22 protein-coding genes are annotated in these 21,910 nt (G+C 61.8%); 14 read left to right on the top strand and 8 right to left on the bottom strand.

The features are described from left to right. Window positions 1-17 precede the first annotated feature (17 nt). The 12 genes from pilM to trpS all read left to right on the top strand — a co-directional run bounded on the left by pilM (window position 18) and on the right by trpS (window position 10,048). Window positions 18-851: a pilus assembly protein PilM gene (gene pilM / locus V8N38_RS23915; protein ID WP_060424519.1), complete on the top strand. Its 834-nt coding sequence runs from the start codon at window positions 18-20 to the stop codon at window positions 849-851. Next, the gene (locus V8N38_RS23910; RefSeq protein ID WP_060424521.1) at window positions 851-1,390 is read left to right on the top strand and encodes a PilN domain-containing protein; all 540 of its coding nucleotides are present in this window, start codon (window positions 851-853) and stop codon (window positions 1,388-1,390) included. Before pilM ends, V8N38_RS23910 begins: the two co-directional genes overlap by 1 nt. Beyond that, entirely contained in the window at window positions 1,383-1,877 is a 495-nt protein-coding gene (locus V8N38_RS23905) for a hypothetical protein (RefSeq protein ID WP_147840508.1), read from the top strand. The genes V8N38_RS23910 and V8N38_RS23905 overlap by 8 nt, the downstream gene beginning before the upstream one ends. After that, a complete protein-coding gene (locus tag V8N38_RS23900) occupies window positions 1,870-2,232 on the top strand; it encodes a HofP DNA utilization family protein (protein ID WP_141960462.1) in 363 nt (120 codons plus the stop codon). The genes V8N38_RS23905 and V8N38_RS23900 overlap by 8 nt, the downstream gene beginning before the upstream one ends. Then, complete coding sequence (gene hofQ, locus V8N38_RS23895) at window positions 2,229-3,473, top strand: DNA uptake porin HofQ (RefSeq protein WP_147840507.1); 1,245 nt, start codon at window positions 2,229-2,231, stop codon at window positions 3,471-3,473. The genes V8N38_RS23900 and hofQ overlap by 4 nt, the downstream gene beginning before the upstream one ends. 349 nt (window positions 3,474-3,822) lie before the next feature. Further along, window positions 3,823-4,344: a shikimate kinase AroK gene (gene aroK / locus V8N38_RS23890; protein WP_004391482.1), complete on the top strand. Its 522-nt coding sequence runs from the start codon at window positions 3,823-3,825 to the stop codon at window positions 4,342-4,344. Window positions 4,345-4,450: 106 nt separating this feature from the next. Then, window positions 4,451-5,551, top strand: a complete 1,101-nt coding sequence (gene aroB / locus V8N38_RS23885; RefSeq protein WP_060424528.1) for a 3-dehydroquinate synthase — start codon at window positions 4,451-4,453, stop codon at window positions 5,549-5,551. A 156-nt stretch (window positions 5,552-5,707) separates the two neighbouring features. Then, entirely contained in the window at window positions 5,708-6,721 is a 1,014-nt protein-coding gene (locus V8N38_RS23880) for an SPOR domain-containing protein (protein ID WP_147840506.1), read from the top strand. Between the two features lie 84 nt (window positions 6,722-6,805). Then, entirely contained in the window at window positions 6,806-7,618 is an 813-nt protein-coding gene (gene dam / locus V8N38_RS23875; RefSeq protein WP_038878140.1) for an adenine-specific DNA-methyltransferase, read from the top strand. Between the two features lie 51 nt (window positions 7,619-7,669). Further along, on the top strand, window positions 7,670-8,347 hold the full coding sequence (gene rpe / locus V8N38_RS23870; protein ID WP_019456160.1) for a ribulose-phosphate 3-epimerase: 678 nt from the start codon (window positions 7,670-7,672) through the stop codon (window positions 8,345-8,347). After that, the gene (locus V8N38_RS23865) at window positions 8,340-9,038 is read left to right on the top strand and encodes a phosphoglycolate phosphatase (RefSeq protein ID WP_060441382.1); all 699 of its coding nucleotides are present in this window, start codon (window positions 8,340-8,342) and stop codon (window positions 9,036-9,038) included. The genes rpe and V8N38_RS23865 overlap by 8 nt, the downstream gene beginning before the upstream one ends. A 2-nt stretch (window positions 9,039-9,040) precedes the next feature. Next, window positions 9,041-10,048 carry a tryptophan--tRNA ligase gene (trpS, locus tag V8N38_RS23860; RefSeq protein WP_025304534.1) on the top strand — a complete coding sequence of 336 codons (1,008 nt, stop codon included), beginning with the start codon at window positions 9,041-9,043 and terminating at the stop codon, window positions 10,046-10,048. Window positions 10,049-10,099: 51 nt separating this feature from the next. On the opposite strand, the gene cysG is transcribed toward trpS, so the two are convergent. From cysG to nirB, 4 genes are read right to left on the bottom strand one after another with little or no spacing between them, the layout of a single operon-like run. Beyond that, window positions 10,100-11,503 carry a siroheme synthase CysG gene (cysG, locus tag V8N38_RS23855; protein ID WP_060424534.1) on the bottom strand — a complete coding sequence of 468 codons (1,404 nt, stop codon included), beginning with the start codon at window positions 11,501-11,503 and terminating at the stop codon, window positions 10,100-10,102. A gap of 50 nt (window positions 11,504-11,553) precedes the next feature. After that, window positions 11,554-12,354 (bottom strand): nitrite transporter NirC, encoded by an 801-nt coding sequence (gene nirC, locus V8N38_RS23850; protein ID WP_147840505.1) that lies wholly within the window; start codon window positions 12,352-12,354, stop codon window positions 11,554-11,556. 16 nt (window positions 12,355-12,370) lie between these two features. Beyond that, window positions 12,371-12,697 carry a nitrite reductase small subunit NirD gene (nirD, locus tag V8N38_RS23845; RefSeq protein ID WP_038878129.1) on the bottom strand — a complete coding sequence of 109 codons (327 nt, stop codon included), beginning with the start codon at window positions 12,695-12,697 and terminating at the stop codon, window positions 12,371-12,373. After that, window positions 12,694-15,243 (bottom strand): nitrite reductase large subunit NirB, encoded by a 2,550-nt coding sequence (nirB, locus tag V8N38_RS23840; protein ID WP_147840504.1) that lies wholly within the window; start codon window positions 15,241-15,243, stop codon window positions 12,694-12,696. Before nirB ends, nirD begins: the two co-directional genes overlap by 4 nt. A 303-nt stretch (window positions 15,244-15,546) precedes the next feature. Here nirB and V8N38_RS23835 point away from each other — a divergent pair, with 303 nt between their 5' ends. Further along, window positions 15,547-16,815 (top strand): cytosine deaminase, encoded by a 1,269-nt coding sequence (locus V8N38_RS23835; protein WP_194243149.1) that lies wholly within the window; start codon window positions 15,547-15,549, stop codon window positions 16,813-16,815. A 54-nt stretch (window positions 16,816-16,869) separates the two neighbouring features. Here the strand turns inward: V8N38_RS23835 and tsgA are convergent, their stop codons facing one another. The 4 genes from tsgA to V8N38_RS23815 all read right to left on the bottom strand — a co-directional run bounded on the left by tsgA (window position 16,870) and on the right by V8N38_RS23815 (window position 20,942). Next, a complete protein-coding gene (gene tsgA, locus V8N38_RS23830) occupies window positions 16,870-18,054 on the bottom strand; it encodes an MFS transporter TsgA (protein ID WP_033636290.1) in 1,185 nt (394 codons plus the stop codon). Window positions 18,055-18,245: 191 nt separating this feature from the next. Beyond that, the gene (locus V8N38_RS23825) at window positions 18,246-19,226 is read right to left on the bottom strand and encodes a LacI family DNA-binding transcriptional regulator (RefSeq protein WP_147840502.1); all 981 of its coding nucleotides are present in this window, start codon (window positions 19,224-19,226) and stop codon (window positions 18,246-18,248) included. Window positions 19,227-19,299: 73 nt separating this feature from the next. Continuing rightward, entirely contained in the window at window positions 19,300-20,607 is a 1,308-nt protein-coding gene (locus V8N38_RS23820; protein WP_060424544.1) for a 6-phospho-beta-glucosidase, read from the bottom strand. Next, window positions 20,604-20,942: a PTS lactose/cellobiose transporter subunit IIA gene (locus V8N38_RS23815; protein ID WP_038878111.1), complete on the bottom strand. Its 339-nt coding sequence runs from the start codon at window positions 20,940-20,942 to the stop codon at window positions 20,604-20,606. Before V8N38_RS23815 ends, V8N38_RS23820 begins: the two co-directional genes overlap by 4 nt. Window positions 20,943-21,295: 353 nt before the next feature. Here V8N38_RS23815 and ppiA point away from each other — a divergent pair, with 353 nt between their 5' ends. Beyond that, window positions 21,296-21,865, top strand: a complete 570-nt coding sequence (ppiA, locus tag V8N38_RS23810; protein WP_038878108.1) for a peptidylprolyl isomerase A — start codon at window positions 21,296-21,298, stop codon at window positions 21,863-21,865. Window positions 21,866-21,910: the final 45 nt, after the last annotated feature.

Genomic DNA, 21,910 nt, shown 5'->3' with positions numbered 1-21,910 from the left:
ATGGAGGCTTGCGAAACATGTTCCCTCAAGCATGGCAGGTGGGGCTGGATATACAAATCGACTGCGTGCGGGCGGTGGCGGCCCAACGCCGCCGCAACGGCTGGCAGTTGCGCCACTGGTGGCAGCAGGCGCTGCCGCAGGCAGTTTTACGCGACGGCTGCCTGGAACCTTCCGAATTCCTGATCCGGGCGCTGCGGCAATGGCGCGTCCAGCTGCCGCGACATATTTCCTTACGCATTGCCCTGCCGGCGCAGCGTGTGTTGCAGCAGCGTATGGCACGGCCTGATGCGCGGCTGCGCGAGCCGGAACGCAGCGACTATATCGGCGGCCACGGTTTGAAGCAGTTTCCGCTCGACGGCCAGACGCTGGCGCTCGACTATCGCGCCGCACCGGGGGATGAGGCGGCGCTGCTGTTGACCGCCGCGCGGCGGCAGGAACTGCAGCAGTGGCTGCTTTGTCTGCGTCAGGCTGGCCTGCATCCGCAGGCGGTCGATATCACCCCCTGCGCGCTGCGGATGATGGCGACGGCGGCAGGCGTGCCGCCCGCCGCGGGGCTGATGCATCGCCTCGAACGAGAATGGCTGTGGGTGGCGCCGGCCGATGGCGCCTTCGCCTTTGGTCTGGCGCCGGGCGACGATGGCGCCCAGGCGCTGCGGGCGCTGCAAGCCCAGACGCCGGCGGGCGATGATCGGCCGGTCTATGCCGGCAGCGTGCTGGCGGGAGCCCTGCCCGCCGGCTGCCTGGCCTGGTCGCCGCTCAGCGCCTTTACGCAGCTGCGTCCGCCGTTGCCCGTGCATCCCTCGGCGTTCGCGTTGGCCGGTGGTCTGGCGCTGCGCGAGGAGGATCGTTGATGTATCAGGTTAACTTTCTGCCCTGGCGCCAGCGCCGCGATCGGCGACGCGCCTATTTCTGGCTGGGCGTGCTGCTGTTGCAGGTAACGGCGCTGCTGCTGGCACTGTTCCTGGCCGCTGGCCAACTGCGTCACCAACAGACGCAGCGGCAGGCGCGGCAGGCGATGCTGGGTGAGGAGCTGGCGGCATTGACGTCGCTCGCCCGCCAGCAGCAGCAAGAGCGGGCGCAGCAAGCGATGCACAGTGCCCGCGCCGAACGGCAGGCAAATAACGCCCAACATAACCGGCGTTATTTGCAGCTGCTGCAGCAATTGTCCTCCAGCATTCCTCCGCCGCTGTGGCTCACGGCGTTGGACTGCAATGCGGCGAACGGCCTGCGGCTGCGTGGATTGAGCCGCTCTCCTGCGGCCATCACGCAGTTCGAACGGCGGCTGGCGGGGATACCTGCGTTGCCACGGCTGCATTTGGCGGAGATGGCGCAACGCGAAGACGGCCTGTACTCCTTTCATCTGGCGGCGCAGTGGGGGCGTGATGGATAGCCGTTTGTCCTCCGGGCTGCGCCTCTGGCTGAGCTTACCGGGCTGGCTATTGCTGCTGTCGCAAGGGTTGGGCATCGGCACGCTGGCGCTGTTGGGCGGCGGTTGGCTGCTGCAAGACGAATGGCGTCAGCGGGAAAATGCGGCGGAGCGGCAACAGCGCCTGCTGCAACAGATCGCTATGGTGCAGAGCCAGTTGGAAGAGACGCCGCAAACCATTATCCCGGCGGCGGCGCTTGCGCCGACCACCACCGGCGATTTGGCGAGCGTGCTGCAACGGGCGGGGGGCGCTTTGCTGCGCTGGCAGCGGCAGGAAAAACCGCTGCGGCAAACGCTGAGTTTGCGCATTGACTACGCCGGTTTGTTGGCGCTGCTGGAGGCGCTGCCCGCCGATTTGCGCCTCGAGCAGCTGAGCGTGGAGACGCCGCCCCTTGGCATGACGGCGCGGTTGGTTTTGCAGGATGCCACCGAGGATCAGGCAGATGAGTAAAAGACCCGGCCGTGGGTGGTGGTGGCTGCTATGGCCGTGGGCCCTATGTGCTGAGCCGCGCGACCCGTTTGCGCCGCCTCCGCTGCCTGCTTGTGCCCAAACGGCGGCATCGCCGGCGGGCTGGCGCCTGAAAGGCATCATCGGGCAACCGGCGCTGCGCTATGGCTGGGTGGTGACGCCGGCGGGGCAGTGGCTGCGCCTGCGGCCGCAGCAGCGGGTGCTGGCCGAGCGTTGGCAGGTGACGCAGGTGCAGGCGCGCAGCCTGACGTTAACGGCGCTGGCGGCCGAACCGGATTGCCCGGCGAGCCAGGGCGACATCTCGCTGATAATGGACAACAAGGATGGGAAACCATGAAAGGACGCGCTGGATTGGGCGTGGCGCTGTGGTGTCTGACGCTCGGCGCCGCACAGGCGCAGGATAAACAGGTTATTTCGCTGGAGTTTCAGGATGCGCCGGTCACGGTCATCCTGCAGGCGCTGGCGGATTATCGGCAGATGAACCTGATCGCCGCGCCCGGCGTGAGCGGCAACCTGACGCTGCGGCTGGAGAATGTGCCCTGGCCTCAGGCGCTGGCGCTGACCCTGCGCATGGGCAAATTGGCGATGACGCGTGAGGGTAACGTGATGCTGATTGCGCCGGAGCCGGACGCGCAGGAAAAAAGGCAGCAGCGAGAGGCGCTGGCGCAGCGGCAACCGCTGCACAGCCTGAGCCTGACGTTACAGAACGGCGATGCGGCGGAGATTGCCGAAAGCCTCAATGCCCAACGCGGCGCCTTGCTCAGCGAGCGGGGCAGCGTGCTGGCGGATAAGCGCACCAATACGCTGCTGCTGCGCGACACCGCGCCGATCCTGGCGCAGTTGAAAAAGCGGGTAACGGAAATGGACGCGCCGCTGGCACAGGTCCAGCTGGCGGCGCATATCGTGACCATCAACAGCGAAAGCTTGCGCGAACTCGGCGTGCGTTGGGGATTGGCGCCTGACGACAGGCCGGAGCAGCCGCTGCGGCCGGGCAATCTCGGCGTCAACCTGCCGTTGGAGCGCAGCGCGGTGAACGCCGGTTTCCATCTGGCGCGCATCAGCGGGCGTTTGCTGAGCCTCGAGCTGACGGCGCTGGAACAGGAGAATCAGGTGGAGATCATCGCCAGCCCGCGGCTGCTGACGGCCCACCTGCAAACCGCCAGCATCAAGCAGGGAACCGAGATCCCTTACGAAGTGTCAAGCGGCGCCAGCGGTGCGACCGCCATCGAGTTCAAAGAGGCGGTGCTGGGCATGGAGGTGACGCCGAAAGTGTTGCCGGACGGGCGCATCACGCTGACGTTGCACATCAGCCAAAATATGCCGGGGCGCGCCATCAGCCGGGGCGCGGGGGAAGCGCTGACCATCGATAAACAGGAGATTAAAACGCAGATCACGGTGAAAAACGGTGAAACCCTGGTGCTCGGCGGTATTTTTCAACGGCATAGCGGCAAGACGGCGGACAAGGTGCCGGGATTGGCGAATGCGCCGTTATTGGGAGGCTTGTTCCGACAAAGCGGCGCACAACAGAAAAAACGCGAGCTGGTGATCTTCATTACGCCGACCCTGATTAAGGGATAAGCGGCTACCTGTCAGCCGGACGGCAAATCTCCTAAAGTTGATGAGCAGATACACTTTTTTATCTCCTTGGGGGGATCTGCGTTTGACGCTGCGGCCGATTTAGCTTACAAGGGTTACCGAATTGAGCACCGAGGTTTTTTGTTAGCGTCAAGACGCCGTTAAAAACATATGGTTTCCCTCCCGCGGCGTGGATTGCGATTTATTCGGTTGCCAAACTACCAAGAGTGTTGAGATAATTTTTCGTCTGATCTCGCACTATCGCTCATGAGGTTTCAGTTTAGGTCCCGCCGCTGATTTGATTGGCGGGGCGGGTTAACATTAACGAATTGTCTTAGTAATACCGAAAAACATGGCAGAGAAACGCAATATCTTTCTGGTTGGGCCTATGGGTGCCGGCAAAAGCACTATTGGCCGTCAGTTAGCTCAGCAACTCAATATGGAGTTCTTCGACTCCGATCAAGAAATTGAGCGACGTACCGGAGCTGACGTGGGCTGGGTATTCGACGTGGAAGGGGAAGAAGGTTTCCGCGATCGTGAAGAAAAAGTCATTAATGAACTGACGGAAAAACAAGGGATTGTGTTGGCGACCGGCGGCGGTTCGGTGAAGTCGCGCGAAACGCGCAACCGTCTGTCCGCGCGCGGCGTGGTGGTCTATCTGGAAACCACGATCGAGAAGCAGCTGGCTCGCACCCAGCGTGATAAAAAACGCCCGCTGCTGCAGGTCGATTCTCCGCCGCGTGAAGTGCTGGAAGCCTTGGCGAAAGAGCGCAATCCGTTGTATGAAGAGATTGCCGATGTCACCATCCGCACCGACGATCAGAGCGCTAAAGTGGTTGCTAACCAGATCATCAACATGCTGGAAAGCAACTGATTGCCGATTTTCGCGTTCGCCGTCGGCCAATGCGGAAAACTGATTTGTGTTCCCCGCCGCTGCGGGGATCAACCACCGCCGCACCATACAGAGAACTGAGCGCGACATGGAGAGAATTACTGTAACGCTTGGGGAGCGCAGCTACCCGATTACCATCGCCGCCGGATTGTTTAACGATCCGGCTTCTTTTATGCCGTTGAAGGCGGGTGAGCAAGCGATGTTGGTCACCAACCAGACCCTGGCGCCGCTCTATCTGGAGCGCGTCCGGCAGGTGCTGGAGCGGGGCGGCGTCGTGGTGGATCAGGTGATCCTTCCCGATGGTGAGCAGTACAAATCTCTGGCGGTGTTGGAGCAGGTGTTTTCGGCGCTGCTGGAAAAACCGCACGGGCGCGACACGACGCTGATCGCGCTCGGTGGCGGCGTTGTCGGCGATCTGACCGGCTTTGCCGCCGCGTGCTATCAACGCGGCGTGCGCTTCATTCAGGTTCCCACCACGCTGTTGTCGCAGGTGGATTCTTCCGTGGGCGGCAAGACCGCCGTCAACCACCCGCTCGGCAAAAACATGATCGGCGCTTTCTATCAACCCGCTTCGGTGGTGGTTGATCTGGATTGCCTGAAAACGTTGCCGACGCGTGAACTCTCTTCCGGTCTGGCTGAAGTCATCAAATACGGGATCATCCTCGATCGCGAGTTCTTCGTCTGGCTGGAAAACAACATCGATGCGCTGATGGCGTTGGATATGCAGGCGTTGGCCTACTGTATCCGCCGCTGCTGCGAGCTGAAGGCCGAGGTCGTGGCTGCCGACGAACGCGAAAGCGGCCTGCGCGCCTTGCTGAATCTGGGCCATACTTACGGCCACGCCATCGAAGCCGAAATGGGCTACGGCGTATGGCTGCACGGCGAAGCGGTGGCTGCGGGCATGGTGATGGCGGCGGAAACCGCGCACCGTCTCGGCCAGTTCTCCGTTGAAGATATCGAACGCATCAAAACGCTGCTGCTGCGCGCCGGGTTGCCGGTTTGCGGGCCGCAGGAAATGACGCCGGAGTCCTATCTGCCGCACATGCTGCGCGACAAGAAAGTGCTGGCGGGTGAACTGCGTCTGGTGCTGCCGACCGCGATCGGTGCGGCCGAAGTGCGCGGCGGCGTAGGGCATGAACTGGTGTTAGCGTCGATCGCCGCCTGCCTGCCTGAGCAGCAGCGTAATTAAATCGGACCAAGTAACAGTGGCTTAGCCGCCATTTGCATCTATATTAATACAGTGAGCAGAGCACGACGGGTGTCGCTTTGCCATCATCGGGTTAATCTGCCCGTGCCACGGTAGGTCTACGGTGGTGGGCTTTTGCCTCTAGTTGGAGGGTTTCAGATGGACGAGTTTAAACCGGAAGACGATCTCAGACCTGATAGCAGCGATCGTCGTCCTACGCGTTCGCGCAAGCCGGCCGCCGCGCCGCGCTTCGCCGTTTCGCGCCAGCATTTGATGATCGGCATCGGCATTTTGGTGCTGTTGCTGCTGATTATCGGTATCGGTTCCGCCTTGAAGGCGCCGACCAAGCATGAGGCGGCTCAGGAGAGCGGCGCGCAAAACGGCGCGGCTCGCGATATCAACCTGTCCGGTTCTTCGTCGCTGACCACCGCCAACAACGGCGTGCCGGGCGGCACGACGGATACCCACGACAACAACGGCGTGAGTGCGACTCAGCCGCAGCAACCGCAGAACGTCAGCGTTCCGCCGATCTCAGGCACGCCGACCGAAGCGCAAACTCAGCCTCAGCAGGGCGGTGCGCAGCAGCGCGTCGATCTGCCGGGCAACATGGCGGATGCGCTGTCGCAGCAGCAGGGGCAAGTGGATGCCGCGACCCAGGGCATGACCGGCGCAGCCTCGACGCTGCCGACCGCACCGGCGACGGTGATGAGCGGCGCCGCGGCGCGCGAGGCGACTCGCCCTGTGCAAGGTACCGCGCAGCAACAGCATAAAACGCCGGCGAAAACCGCCGCCACCAAACCGACCGCGACGCAGCATAAATCGCCGACTACGGTGTATACGCCGCCGGCCAAGCCGTCTTCCACCGCTAAAGCGGGAGCGGTCAGCAGCAGCGGCAGTTCGCTGCAGTCTGCACCGGGCAGCCATTACACGCTGCAGCTGAGCAGCGCTTCGCGTTCCGATACGCTGAACGCCTACGCCAAACAGCAGAAGCTGCAGAACTACCTGGTGTACGCCACCAAGCGTGACGGCAAACCGTGGTATGTGCTGGTAAGCGGCAACTACGCGTCTTCCGCGGAAGCGAAGCGCGCCATTGCTTCGTTGCCGGCGGATGTACAGGCAAAAAAACCATGGGTCCGACCTGTACATCAGGTACAGCAAGATCTTAAAAAATAAATCATTTAAATTTGTGCGCTGATGTGCTGTCTGAAACAGAGTACAATCCGCCGCTCTGAATTGTATAAGTAGCTAATTGACGGCATGAAGAAAAACCGCGCTTTTTTAAAATGGGCTGGTGGAAAATACCCGCTGGTAGACGAGATTCGTCGCCATCTGCCGGCGGGAGACTGCTTAATCGAGCCCTTCGTGGGTGCGGGATCCGTCTTCCTGAATACGGATTACGACGCCTACATTCTCGCCGACATCAATAGCGATCTTATCAACCTGTATAACATCGTTAAGCTGCGCACGGATGACTTCGTGCGCGATGCCCGCACGCTTTTCGCCGATGAATTCAATAACTCGGATCAGTTTTACCTGCTGCGAGAAGAGTTCAATACTAGCACCGAGCCTTACCGCCGGGCGCTGCTGTTCCTGTACCTGAACCGCCACTGTTATAACGGCCTGTGCCGCTATAACCTGCGCGGCGAGTTCAACGTACCGTTCGGCCGCTACAAGAAACCGTACTTCCCGGAAGAAGAGCTCTACTGGTTTGCCGAAAAATCGCGCAATGCCACTTTTGTCTGCGAGCATTACCGCGATACCATGGCGAAGGCCGTGGCCGGCGCCGTGGTGTATTGCGATCCGCCTTATGCGCCGCTGTCGGCGACGGCGAATTTCACCGCTTACCACACCAACAGCTTCAGCATCGCCGATCAGCAGAGCCTGGCGCAACTGGCGCATCAGCTCTCGGTAGAGAGCCGGGTACCGGTATTGATCTCCAATCACGATACCGAGCTGACGCGCGACTGGTACCAGAATGCTGCGCTGTATGTGGTGAAAGCGCGCCGCACGATCAGCCGCAACATTCTCGGCCGCAGCAAAGTGAACGAGCTTTTGGCGCTGTATCGCTAAGCCGGGGGCACCCCGGCGCATAACAACTCGACCCTACGTTTGGAGAAGCGGATGAAAAAGTTTTTGATTGCCCCGTCCATTCTGTCGGCAGATTTTGCCCGGTTAGGTGAAGATACCGCCAACGTGCTGGCCGCAGGCGGCGACGTGGTGCACTTCGACGTGATGGACAACCACTACGTGCCCAATCTGACCATCGGTCCGATGGTGTGCGAAGCGCTGCGCAACTACGGCATTACCGCGCCGATTGACGTGCACCTGATGGTCAAGCCGGTGGACCGCATCGTGCCTGATTTCGCCAAGGCCGGCGCGTCTTATATCTCTTTCCACCCCGAAGCTTCCGAGCATGTCGATCGCACCATTCAGCTGATCAAAGAGCACGGCTGTAAAGCCGGCCTGGTGTTCAACCCGGCCACGCCGCTGAGCTATCTCGACTACGTGATGGATAAAATCGACGTGATCCTGCTGATGTCGGTTAACCCGGGCTTCGGCGGCCAGTCGTTCATCCACGGCACCCTGGACAAGCTGCGCCAGGTGCGCAAGCTGATCGACGACAGCGGTCGCGACATCCGCCTGGAAGTCGACGGCGGGGTGAAGGTGGATAACATCGCCGAAATCGCCGCTGCGGGCGCCGATATGTTCGTCGCCGGTTCCGCCATCTTTGGCCAGCCGGACTACCGCAAGGTGATCGACGAGATGCGCAGCGAGTTGGCGAAGGTTTCCCATGGCTGATTTCGGCGCGATCCGCGCATTGGCCTTCGATCTGGACGGCACGCTGGTCGACAGCGCGCCGGGCCTGGCGGCCGCCATCGATATGGCGCTGGAAGAAGCGGGCCTGCCGCAAGCGGGTGAGGAGCGGGTTGGCACCTGGATCGGCAACGGCGCCGACGTGCTGGTGCAGCGCGCGCTGCGCTGGGCGGAAGCGGAAGGCACGCCGGAACAGTGCGGCCGGCTGCGTGAACGCTTCGACCATTTCTATGCGCAGACCGTCGACAGCGGTAGCCGCCTGTTCCCGCAGGTGCAAGAGACGCTGGCCCGACTGGCCGCGCACGGCTACCCGATGGCGCTGGTGACCAACAAACCGACGCCGTTCGTGGCACCGCTGCTGGCGGCGCTGGGCATTGGCGACTATTTCTCGCTGGTGATCGGCGGCGACGACGTGACGGAAAAGAAACCGCACCCGGCGCCGTTGTATCTGGTGCTCGGCAAGCTTGGGCTGCGCGCGCATGAACTGCTGTTCGTCGGCGATTCACGCAACGATATTCAAGCCGCGCAGGGCGCCGGTTGCCCAAGCGTCGGCTTTACCTACGGTTATAACTACGGCGAATCGATAGCCCTGAGCCACCCCGATCGGGTGTTGGAGCGCTTCGCCGATTTGTTGCCCGCTCTTGGGCTGTCATCTTTAGAGAATCAGGAAATTTAAACATGAGTAAGCCCATCGTATTTAGCGGCGCGCAGCCGTCCGGCGAACTGACCATCGGCAACTACATGGGTGCGCTGCGTCAGTGGGTGCAGATGCAGGACGACTACGACTGCATCTACTGCATCGTCGATCTGCATGCCATCACCGTGCGCCAGGACGCCGAGAAACTGCGCAAGGCCACGCTGGATACGCTGGCGCTGTACCTGGCCTGCGGCATCGATCCGGAAAAAAGCACCATCTTCGTGCAGTCGCACGTGCCTGAGCACACGCAGCTGAGCTGGGTGCTGAACTGCTACACCTATTTCGGCGAACTGAGCCGCATGACGCAGTTCAAAGACAAATCCGCGCGCTACGCGGAGAACATCAACGCCGGGCTGTTCAGCTATCCGGTGCTGATGGCGGCGGATATCCTGCTGTATCAAACCAACCAGGTGCCGGTGGGCGAAGACCAGAAGCAGCACCTGGAACTGAGCCGCGACGTAGGGCAGCGTTTCAACGCGCTGTACGGCGACGTGTTCAAAGTGCCGGAGCCGTTTATTCCTAAATCCGGCGCGCGCGTGATGTCGCTGCAGGAACCGACCAAGAAGATGTCCAAGTCGGACGATAACCGCAACAACGTGATCGGCCTGCTGGAAGATCCGAAAGCGGTGACCAAGAAGATTAAGCGCGCAATGACCGACTCGGAAGAGCCGCCTGTCGTGCGTTACGACGTGGTCAACAAGGCGGGCGTCTCCAATCTGCTGGATATTCTCGCCGGCGTGACCGGCAAGAGCATCGCGCAGCTGGAAGCCGAGTTCGAAGGCCAGATGTACGGCCACCTGAAAGGCGCGGTGGCGGAAGCCGTCTCCGGCATGCTGGGTGAGCTGCAGGAGCGCTATCACCGCTTCCGTAACGACGAAGCCTATCTGCAGCAGGTGATGCGCGACGGCGCCGCCAAGGCCCGCGCACGCGCGCAGGAAACCCTGGCGAAGGTCTATCAGGCCGTCGGTTTCGTACCGCCGCAGGCGTAACGCCAGCGAAAATAAAAAAAGCGGCCACGGGCCGCTTTTTTTATGTCGGTATCACGCCATTTGCGCCAGGCCGGCAGGCGGTACCTCGCTGGCGAACCAGTTGAGTTTGCTGCGCAGGCTGACCACGCTGCCGACGATGATCAGACTGGGGCTGGCGGCCTGCAGTGACAGGGCGCCCAGTTGGCCGAGTTCGCCTTCGATCACCCGCTGGTGGCAGGAAGTGCCGTTTTCTACCAGCGCCACCGGCGTGGTGGCCGCCAATCCATTCGCTATCAGCTGGCGTTGGATCTCCGCCGCCTGCGACAGCCCCATATAGAACACCAGCGTCTGTTGCCCGGCGGCCAGCGTCGCCCAGTCCAATCCGCCGTCGGCCTTGGCGTGGCCGGTCACCAGGCGCACGCTCTGCGCATGGTCGCGGTGGGTAAGCGGGATACCGCTGTAGGCGGAACAGCCGGAGGCGGCGGTGATGCCCGGCACCACCGAGAACGGCACGTTGGCGTCTGCCAGCGTCTCCAGCTCTTCGCCGCCGCGGCCGAAGATAAAGGGATCTCCCCCCTTCAGGCGCACCACGCGTTTGCCTTGCTGCGCCTGCTGCAGCAGGATTTGGTTGATTTGCTCTTGCGGCACGCAGTGGTGGCCGGCGCGTTTGCCGACGAAGATGCGTTCGGCGTCGCGGCGCACCAGCGTCATGATCTCTTCGGAGACCAGCCGGTCGTAAACCACCACGTCGGCCTGCTGGATCTGCTGCAGCCCTTTCAGCGTCAGCAAGCCGGCATCGCCCGGCCCGGCGCCCACCAGCACCACTTCACCGCGATCTTCCGGCTGTTCGCTGAACAGCTGCTCGAGCTGGCGTTCGGCCAGCGTGGCGTCGTCGTTGGCCAGCGACTGCGCCAGCCGATCGTGGGCGAATAACCGTTCCCAGAAGCGACGGCGCGCGCCGAGGCTGCTGAAGCGTTGTTTTACCCGCTGCCGCAGCGAGCCGCCCAGCTGGGCCAGCTTGCCGAGGTGCTGCGGCAGCATCGCTTCCAGCTTCTCGCGCAGCAGCCGCGCCAGCACCGGCGCTTTGCCGCCGGAGGACACCGCCACCATGATCGGCGAACGATCGATGATTGACGGCATGATAAAGCTGGCGCGTTTCGGATCGTCCACCACGTTGCAGAACACCCGCTGCCGGTTGGCGCACTGATACACCAGTGCGTTGACCTCCAGCCGGTCGGTGGCGGCGATCACCAGCCATTTTTCCGCCAGCAGGGCCGGGCTGAATTCGCCTTCGGCCAGCGTCAACCGGCCTTCTTCCGCCCACAGGCGGAACTGCGGGGTGAAGTCCACGGCGTTGACGGTCAGCGCTGCGCCGGCGTCCAGCAGCAGGCGCGCCTTGCGTTCGGCGATCTCGCCGCCGCCCACCAGCAGGCAGGCTTTATGTTGCAGTTGGCAGAAGATAGGCAGGTAATCCATCGGCACTCCTCGGGGTAATCAGTGTGGGGGCGAAGTGCGCCCCCGAAAACTCAGGCGGTCTGACGTGCAGCGGCTTTCGCCGCCTGCGGGCGTTCGGCGAGCGGCGTGGCGTACCAATACCCCAGGCCCATCAGCACCGAGCCGGACAGGATATTGCCCAGCGTCACCCACAGCAGGTTGTGGCCGATGCCGGTGAGGGTATAGGCCTCGCTGTGGTTGCCGAACCAGGAGAGGGCGAACAGCGTCATGTTGGCGACGGAGTGTTCGTAACCCGAGGCAATAAAGGCCAGCAGGCACCACCAAATGGCGATGAACTTGGCGGCGCCTTCAACGCGGATCGCCATCCAAATAGCCAGGCAAACCAGCCAGTTGCACAGCACCCCCTTGAAGAACAGGACTTCGGCCGGCGCGGTGGTTTTCGCCAGCGCGGCGCTGTGCACCAGGCTGGTATCCACCGGCAGCAGGCTGCCGCCGCCGTAGTAATACATCAGCGCCACCAGCACCGAGCCGAGCAGGTTGCCGAGCCAGGTTTGCGGCAGCACCGTCCACATCTGGCTTTGGCGGATGGTGCCGGCCTTGACGCCGAGCGTCAGGAACATCGTATGGCCGGTGAACAGCTCGGAACCGGCGATGATCACCAGCGTCAGCGCGATGCCGAAGGTGGCGCCCATCACCAGCGGCCGCACGCTTGGGTCGACCAGGTTGCCGAGGGTGAAGATCAGGATGATGCCGAGGCCGACGTAGGCGCCGGCCATCGCCGAGCTGATCCAGAAGCCGAGCGGGCTCTCCTTCGCCAGGCGGACGATGCGCGCCGCGTTGGCGGCGCATTTATTGATCGTGTCGGTAAACATGTTGCCTCCCGAAAGGTTATGCCGCGACTTGCACGATGCCGTCGACCACCCGGCTGGTGAAGCTGGCGACGGAACGGCTGTCGTCTTCCAGACAGTGGCCGTCGTACAGGCGGAAATGCTGTTTCTTCAGCGGGCTGGCGACCCACAACTCGCCCTGATGCTCGGCGATGAGGCCGCGCGACAGCACGCTGGCCTGGGCGAACGGGTCGATATTGCTGATGGCGAACACCTGCTCGTCGGCATAGGGGCGGAACACCGCCACCTGCCGATCGCCGATCAGGGCGCACACGCCGGTGCCGGGCAGAATGTCGGCGACGGGACAAACGGTAATCCACTGGCTCATGCGTGGCTCTCCTCGGTATCGATCAGGGTGACGGGAATGCGCTCGTCCGGGCGCGCAGGGCGGTGCTGGTCGCGTTCGGCCACCACCTGCACATTCGGATCGCGCAGCGGGCTGTTGATGAAGTGGGCGAAGCGCAGCTGCGTTTCCGGATGCTCGACGGTCTCTTTCCACTCGCAAATCACCGCATCGCGCAGGCGAGCGATCTCCGCTTCCAGTTGGTCGTTGATGCCGAGTTTGTCGTCGATGATCACCTTGCGCAGGTAATCGATGCCCCCTTCCAGGCTTTCCAGCCACACCGAGGTGCGCTGTAGCTTATCGGCGGTGCGGATATAGAACATCATGAAGCGGTCGAGGTAGCGCACCAGCGTCTCGCGATCGAGGTCGGCGGCCAGCAGGTCGGCGTGGCGCGGTTTCATGCCGCCGTTGCCGCAGACGTACAGGTTCCAGCCGTTCTCGGTGGCGATGATGCCGACGTCCTTGCCCTGTGCCTCGGCGCATTCACGGGTACAGCCCGAGACGCCGAACTTCATTTTGTGCGGGGTGCGGATACCTTTGTAGCGATGTTCCAGCGTGACGCCGAAGCCGACGCTGTCGCCGACGCCATAGCGGCACCAGGTGCTGCCGACGCAGGTTTTCGCCATGCGCAGCGCCTTGGCATACGCGTGGCCGGTTTCAAAGCCGGCGGCGAGCAGCTTGCGCCAGATGGCCGGCAGATCGTCTTTCTGCGCGCCGAACATGCCGATGCGCTGCGAGCCGGTCATTTTGGTGTAGAGATTGTACTCCTTGGCGATCTGGCCAATGGCCAGCAGGCCGTCCGGGGTGATTTCGCCGCCGGCGGAGCGTGGGATCACCGAGTAGGTGCCGTCTTTCTGGATATTGCCGAGGAAGTTGTCGTTGGTATCCTGCAGCGGCGTATGCTGCGGCTTGAGGATGTATTCGTTCCAGCAAGAAGCCAGCAACGAGCCGACGGTGGGTTTACACACTTCGCAGCCGTAGCCTTTGCCGTATTTGGCCAGCAGCGCCTCGAACGACTTGATGCCTTCGACGCGGATCAGGTGGAACAGCTCCTGGCGCGAATAGGCGAAGTGTTCGCACAGGTGGTGGTTGACCTCGATGCCTTGCTTGCTCAGCTCGGCGTTCAGCACTTGGGTGAGCAGCGGGATGCAGCCGCCGCAGCCGGTGCCGGCCTTGGTTTCGGCCTTCAGCGCCGCTACGGTGTGGCAGCCTTTGTTGACTGCCTGGATGATGTCACCTTTGCTGACGTCGAAGCAGGAGCAGATCTGCGCGCTTTCCGGCAGCGAATCCACGCCGATGGCCGGTTTGCTGCCCGCGTGGGCCGGCAGGATCAGGCCGTCCGGGTTTTCCGGCAGTTCGATGTCGTTCAACGCCAGCTGCAGCAGGTTGCCATAATCGCTGGTGTCGCCCACCAGCACCGCGCCGAGCAGGGTTTTGTTGTCGGCGCTGACCACGATGCGTTTGTAGACTTCTTTGCTTTCATCCAGATAAACGTAGCTGCGGGCGCCCTCGGTGCGGCCGTGGGCATCGCCGATGCCGCCGACGTCTACGCCCAGCAGCTTCAGCTTGGCGCTCATGTCGGCGCCCTGGAAGCCGTTTTCGCGGCCCAGCAGGTGATCGACGGCCACCTGCGCCATTTTGTACCCCGGCGCCACCAGGCCGAAGGTGCGATCGCGCCAGGCGGCGCACTCACCGATGGCGTACACGTCCGGATCCGACGTCTGGCAGCTGTCGTTGATGGCGATGCCGCCGCGGCGGCCAATCTCCAGCCCGCACTGACGCGCCAGCTTGTCCTGGGCGCGGATGCCGGTGGAGAACACGATGAAATCCACTTCCAGCAGGCTACCGTCGGCGAAATGCATGGTTTTGCGCGCCGTGCCGCCGCCGTTGACGATCTCCTGGGTATTTTTGCCGGTGTGTACCTTGACGCCCATGCGCTCGATCTTGCGGCGCAGCTGGTCACCACCCATCGGGTCGAGCTGTTCGGCCATCAGCACCGGAGCGAACTCGATCACGTGCGTTTCCACCCCCAGGCTTTTCAGCGCGCCGGCGGCTTCCAGCCCCAACAGTCCGCCGCCGACTACCGCACCGCGTTTGCTGCGGCGCGCGCAGGCTTCGATGGCGTTCAGGTCTTCGATGGTGCGGTAAACGAAGCAGTCCTGGCTATCCGAGCCTTTAATCGGCGGGATCCACGGATAGGAGCCGGTGGCCATGATCAGCTTGTCGTAATAGACGGTGCGGCCGGTGTTGGAGTGGATCACCTTCTCGTCGCGATTGATGGTGATGGCGCGCTCGCCGACCAGCACCTTCACGCCGTGTTTTTCGTAAAAGCCTTCGCGCACCAGCGACAGCTCTTCGGCGGTGTGGTGCGAGAAGTAGGAGGAAAGGTGCACGCGATCGTAAGCGATGCGTGGCTCTTCGCAAAATACGGTGATTTCGAATTGGTCTTTGTCTGCTTTATCCAACAGATCTTCGATGAACCGGTGGCCGACCATGCCATTGCCGACGACGGCAAGTTTGACTCTGCTCATTATTGCCTCAAAATTCTGGTTTCCTAGGCTTACCTTATCTCTCCCGATGGGCAATTTATTGATGCAAATCAATCACACCCTTATATACCTCTAACGTGGTATATGGATGATTTTTCACGTTTTTTGATAAGTTGCGGATTTTATTCACCTTTAGCTGAAGCGAGTCAGTTTGCATGCAAATTACCCCGCAGGGAGTAAACGCAGGGGGTAGGTAGGCAACGGCGACTTTGTCAGCGCGATCCGCTGCCAGTATGATGAAGAAAACCAGCGCAACGGCAGAGGTGAAGGGTGGCGAAACGTCCATTGAAGTTTATCGACAACCTGCGTTTAAGCGGGCATGAAGGGTTGTGGCAACTGGCGATCGAACAGGGGCGCATCGCGCATCTGGTGCCGCAGCCGGAAGGGCAGGAGTGGCGCAGCGACGTGTTGGATGCGCAGGGCGGGCTGGCGTTGCCGGCGTTCGTCGAACCGCATATTCACCTGGATACCACGCAAACCGCCGGTCAGCCGGCCTGGAACCAGTCCGGCACGCTGTTCGAGGGCATTGAGCGCTGGGCCGAACGTAAAGCGTTGCTGACCCATGAAGACGTCAAACAGCGCGCCTGGCAAACGCTCAAGTGGCAGATCGCCAACGGCGTGCAGTATGTGCGCACCCACGTCGACGTTTCCGATCCCACGCTGACCGCGCTGCGTGCCATGCTGGAGGTGAAGCAGGAGGTGGCGCCCTGGGTGACGCTGCAGATCGTCGCCTTCCCGCAGGAGGGGATCCTTTCCTATCCTAATGGCGAAGCGCTGCTTGAAGAGGCGCTGCGGCTGGGGGCCGACGTGGTGGGTGCCATTCCGCACTTCGAATTCACCCGCGAATACGGCGTGGAGTCGCTGCATAAGGCGTTCGCGCTGGCGCAAAAATACGATCGGCTGGTGGACGTGCACTGCGATGAAATCGACGACGAGCAATCGCGCTTCGTCGAGACCGTGGCGGCGCTGGCGCTGAAGCTGGAGATGGGAGCGAAAGTTACCGCCAGCCACACCACGGCGATGCACTCTTACAACGGCGCTTACGCCTCGCGGCTGTTCCGCCTGTTGAAAATGTCCGGCATCAACTTCGTCGCCAACCCGCTGGTGAACATTCACCTGCAGGGACGTTTCGACAGCTACCCGAAACGGCGCGGCGTGACGCGGGTGAAGGAGATGCTGGAGGCAGAGATCAACGTCTGCTTCGGCCATGACGACGTGTTCGATCCCTGGTACCCGCTCGGCACCGCCAACATGCTGCAGGTGCTGCATATGGGGCTGCACGTGTGCCAGCTGATGGGCTATGGCCAGATCGACGATGGGCTGAAGCTGATCACCCACCACAGCGCGCGCACCCTTAACCTGAGCGACTACGGCCTGGCGGCCGGCAACAGCGCCAACCTGGTGATCCTGCCGGCGGAAAGCGGCTTCGACGCGGTGCGCCGCCAGACGCCGGTGCGTTATTCGATTCGCCAGGGAGCGGTGATCGCCGAAACGCGGCCGGCGGAAACCATGCTGCATTTGCAGCAGGATGAGACGGTGGATTTTCGGCGCTAAGGCGCAAAAAAAGGGCGCCTTGCGGGCGCCCTTGGTGCATTTAATAAAAAGAAATCAGTGCGTCACGTGACCGTGGCTGCGGTGCTTGGTTACGAAGCCCAGCAGCAGACACATCACGAACACCGCCAGGTACAGGCCGTTGGCGGTGGTCAGCGCTGCGTGCGCGCCGCCTTTCGCCACGATCGGGCCGGTGACCACGAAGGTCAGCATGGTGCCGATGGTGCCGCAGGTCAGGATAAAGTTGACCAGCTTCGGTGAGGAGACCTTGGTCTGCAGCGAGCCGAGGGTGATCAGCGTGGTGTAGATGGCGCTGGAAACGAAGCCCAGGGCCATGATGTAGTAGCCCAGGTGCTCCGGGTTGTCGGTGCTGACGAAGAGGTACATCGCGCCGGTAGCCAGTGCGGCCAGCACGGTAACGATGCGCTGCAGATCGAAGAAGCGCAGGATGAAGCTGAACACCCACATGCCGACCATGTAAGAGGTCCAGAAGTCGCTCACCAGCTTACCGGCCTGGCCGATGTCCATGTTGAACGACTTGGTGGCGTACTCAGGCACCCACTGAATGAAGCCCAGCTGGCCGAGGATGTAGCACAGTGCGGCGATCGACAGGAACAGCACGCCGATGCCCCATTTTTCTTTTTCGACCGGCTGACCGGCGTCGGCGCCTTTCTTGCCCAGCACCGGGAATTCGGAGCACAGGGTCAGCACGAAGATCCCCACGTACAGCAGGCCGATGCAGGCATAAACCCAGTACCAGCCGATGTGGCGGGCCAGCAGCATCGCGGCGACGATCGGGAAGATCATCCCGGCCATGCTGAAGAAGGAGTCGGTGAACAACAGGCGTGAACCGCGCTGGCGGCCGGCATACATGTGGGTGATCAGGAAGGTGCCGATCGACATGGTGATACCGCTAACCACGCCGAGGATAAACATGCACAGCGAGAACATGGTCAGGCTCTTGCCGAGCATCAGCCCTGCGACTGCCAGCACCATCAGGACAAAGCCGAAGATCAGCTGACGCTTCAGCGGGATGATTTCCATCAGCCAGGCATTGAGGAAGATCGAAATCAAAATACCGGCGTTGAGGAAAGTAAAGGTGTTACTCATGCTGGAAACCGGCAGGTTAAAGTACTCTGCAATGTTTCCCATCACCATCCCTGTGACGATCACTAAAGCACCGGTCAGCGCGTACGAAAAGAAGCTGATCCAGGTAAGCCGTATGCGGTTACTGTCATTCATTGTATAGGCCTGAATATGTCTGTTAGAGGTTTTAAAGCTGGCATAAGGCCGCTGGCTTTTCCTGACAAACGCAGAAAAAAGTCCCGATCAGGCCACCAGGGGGCGGATCCTAGCACAGACAACGGGATTTTTTGTGATGGCTGTCGATTTTTTGATGTAACCCATGAAGGGGTGATGCGCATTATTGTGATCTATTTGCGTGCCGTCACAATGGAATCACGGTTGACTATCGTCGGCTCAAACCGGTGCGCCGGGGTGGCGGGGTCGATCAGCCTGCGCGCCGCGTATTGGGCCATCTCGCTGATGGGAAAATGGACGCTGCTCAACGCCGGGCGCACGAAAGGCGCGCGTTCGCCGCTGTCGTAGCAGATCAAGGAGATATCCTGCGGTACCCGCAGGCGGTGCTCGTTGATCGCCAGCAGCGCGCCGATCGCCATCTCTTCGTTGCAGCAGTAGATGGCGCTGGGCCGCGAGGCTTGCTGCAGCAGTCGATCGGCGCAGCGGTAACCGCTTTCCAGATCGTAGACGCCCTCCAGGCAGGCCACCGGTTCGATATTCGCCGCCTGCATTGCCTCTTCAAACCCCTGCAGCCGCAGGCGGCTCGACGGGCGCTCACGCGGGCCGCTGATGCAGGCGATGCGCCGGTGCCCGGCATCGAGCAGTTGCTGCGTCGCCATGCGGCTGGCGAGCGGGTGATCGAAGGTGACACAGCGGGCTTCCAGCCCCGGTACCAGACGATCGAGCAACACGAAATCACGTTGTTCCGCCGCCAATTGGCGCAGCCGATCGTCGCTGAGAAAACGCACGTGCAGGATCACGCCGTCGCAGCGCAGGCTAAATAGCCGCTGTATCGCCTGCCATTCGTTTTCGGCGCTGTTGCGGCCCTGGGTCACCAGCAGCTGTTTGCCGTGGGATTCGGCCTCGGTCTGCACGAAGTCCATCAGCGCGCCGAAGAAGCCGCCGCGGTACGACGTGGTGACTAGTCCGAGGGTATTGCTGTGGCTGGAGGCGAGCGCGCGGGCCGCCGGGTTGGGGGTATAACCGAGCTGGGCGACGGCGCGTTCAACCTTCTCGCGGGTCGGCGCCTTGACGTTGCTGTCGCCGTTCACCACGCGCGATACGGTGGCGCGCGAAACGCCCGCCAGCGCCGCGACATCTTCCAGTGTCACCATCGTCCCACTCCTGAATTACGGCTAAAAAAATGGGTTCGGCGCGCCGAACCCCTGTCTGGCTGCGTATAGCCGCTTACCTGAACTGCGGCAAATACGGCGCGTTTATCGTCAACACCTCGTCCAGCAGCGGCTGCGCCAGGTTGGCGTTGCCCACTAACGGGTTGGCGATCAGCGCCAGCAACCCGCTGCGGCGATCGCCGTGCACCGCGGCTTCGATGGTTAGACGTTCGTAGGCTTTCACCTGCTGCGTCAGGGCCTGCATCGGCTCCGGCAGCGGGCCGAAGGTCAGCGGGTGTGCGCCCTGAGCATCGACGATACAGTTGATTTCTATCACAGCATCGTCCGGCAGGCCATGGATTGCGCCGCGGTTTGCGGTGTTGACCACTAATTGCGTGCCGAGATTATTATGGATAGCACGAATCAGCTCCAGCGCAACTTCGGAATAGAAAGAACCGCCGCGGAAGCTGAGCTGCTCCGGTTTCGTGTTTAACTGCGGATCGGCATACAGCTCGAACAGCTCTTTTTCTACCTGCATCACCTGCTCGGCGCGGGTGCCGCGCTCGCCGGCGGCGGCCATCTCTTCCGCCAGCATCTCGCGGGTCTGGTAAAAATAGCGGTGGTACGGGCAGGGGATCGCGCCGAGCGCGCGCAGGAAGTCCGGCTGCCAGGGCTCTTCCTTGATGTTGTTCATGGTCAGCGCCGCACCGTCGCACAGCATGTCGATCACCTTGGCGGTGACGTCGCGCCCCAGGTGCGTGACCTGATGCACCCAGACCATGTGGTTCAGGCCGGCGAACTGCAGCTGTACGTCGGCGTAAGGCGCCTGCAGCATGTTGGCGATCATGTGATGCATGCTGATCGGCACGTTGCACAGGCCGATGATCTTCGCTTTGGTAAAGCGAGACACCGCCTCGGTGACGATGCCGGCCGGGTTGGTGAAGTTGATGATCCAGGCGTCGGGCGCCAGCTTTTCCACCCGGCGAGCGATATCCAGCATCACCGGGATGGTGCGCAGCGCTTTGGCGAAGCCGCCGACGCCGGTGGTCTCCTGGCCGAGCAGCTGATATTTCAGGCCCAGCCGTTCATCGGCGGCGCGTGCCGGCAGTTGCCCGACGCGGAACTGGGTCAGCACGAAAGCAGCGTCGCGAATGGCGTCGTCCAGCGCGAAGTGCACGCTGACCTTCACCTGCTCCAGCCCGTGGCGCGCCAGCATGCGGCGGGTCAGGGCGGCGATGGTTTCCACTTTTTGCCGGCCCGGTTCGACGTCCACCAGTGCCAGTTCGGTGACCGGCAGCTCCTCGATGCGCTGGATCAGCCCGTCCACCAGTTCGGGGGTGTAGCTGCTGCCGCCGCCGATCACGGCGATTTTGAGCGTGCTCATGGGCGGCCCTCCGTCTGCGACTGACGGCGATAGAGCTCGATCATGTCGTCGGCCAGATCCTGGATCACCATGGCGTTCATCAGATGGTCCTGCGCATGCACGGTGATCAGGTTGATCGCCAGCTTGCCGCAGCCTTCGTCCAGGCCGATCAGCTCGGTCTGGATCAGGTGCGCCTTCTTCACCCATTCTTTGGATTCGGCCATGTGCTTGGCCGCGGCGGCGAAGTCGCCGGCGCGCGCTTGCCGCAGCGCCATCAACGCATTGCTGCGCGCGCTGCCGGAGAACACCAGCAGTTCCATGATGGTGCTTTCAAACTCGGGGCTGACTTCAGTCATCAATTCACTCACGTCATTTCTCCAGGGGTTGCGCGGCGACGCCGCCGTGGGATGCTTCAGTATCCGTTCTTTTTATAATGAGAGCGCTCTCATTTAAATAGAGTAACGACAATGCGTGTGCAAACTGGGAGGCAGATCGCAAAAACCGACCCAGGGTGGCGCGGGGCAAAAAATGCGTGATGCGGTTGGCAAAAAAGTCTTCTGCGCCCATACTTTCCGCAGCAAAATTCAGGGCCGCCTAGGATATGTCCCGTAATTGGGTAAATATAGGTAAATGGCTGGCACTTGCCGATACAGCTCTTTAGAATCAAAGCGCTTTTCCGTTGTTTGTCTCTCAGAGAAAGGACCCGTTAATGTTCAAACGTACTTTAGTGACCTTCGTCGCGCTGTGTTCCCTGACCGCAGTGGCGCCAGCCGCACTCGCCGCCGGTGAGACCCACGTCATGCTGACGACCTCGGCGGGGAATATCGAGTTGGCGCTCGACAGCCAGAAGGCACCGGTTTCCAGCCAGAACTTCGTCGACTACGTGAACAGCGGGTACTACAACAACACCATCTTCCACCGCGTGATCCCGGGCTTTATGATCCAGGGCGGCGGTTTCACCGCTGACATGCAGCAAAAATCCACCAAGGCGCCGATCAAGAACGAAGCCGACAACGGCTTGCGCAACCTGCGCGGCACCATCTCGATGGCGCGCACCGCCGACAAGGACAGCGCCACCAGCCAGTTCTTCCTGAACGTGGCGGATAACGCCTTCCTGGATCACGGCCAGCGTGACTTCGGCTACGCGGTGTTCGGCAAAGTGGTGAAAGGCATGGACGTGGTGGACAAAATTGCCCAGGTGCCGACCGGCAACGTCGGTCCTTACCAGAATGTGCCGACCAAACCGGTGGTGATTCTGTCGGCCAAGGTACTGCCGTAAGTTTTTTGGCCGATCCCGCCGGGGTCGGCCGCTCCTTCCTCCCGA

It is taken from the genome of Serratia nevei (assembly GCF_037948395.1).
In the GTDB taxonomy this organism is placed as follows: domain Bacteria; phylum Pseudomonadota; class Gammaproteobacteria; order Enterobacterales; family Enterobacteriaceae; genus Serratia; species Serratia nevei.
Note: the sequence above shows the minus strand (reverse complement) of the source record. Positions and strands in the feature narration are given on the sequence as shown.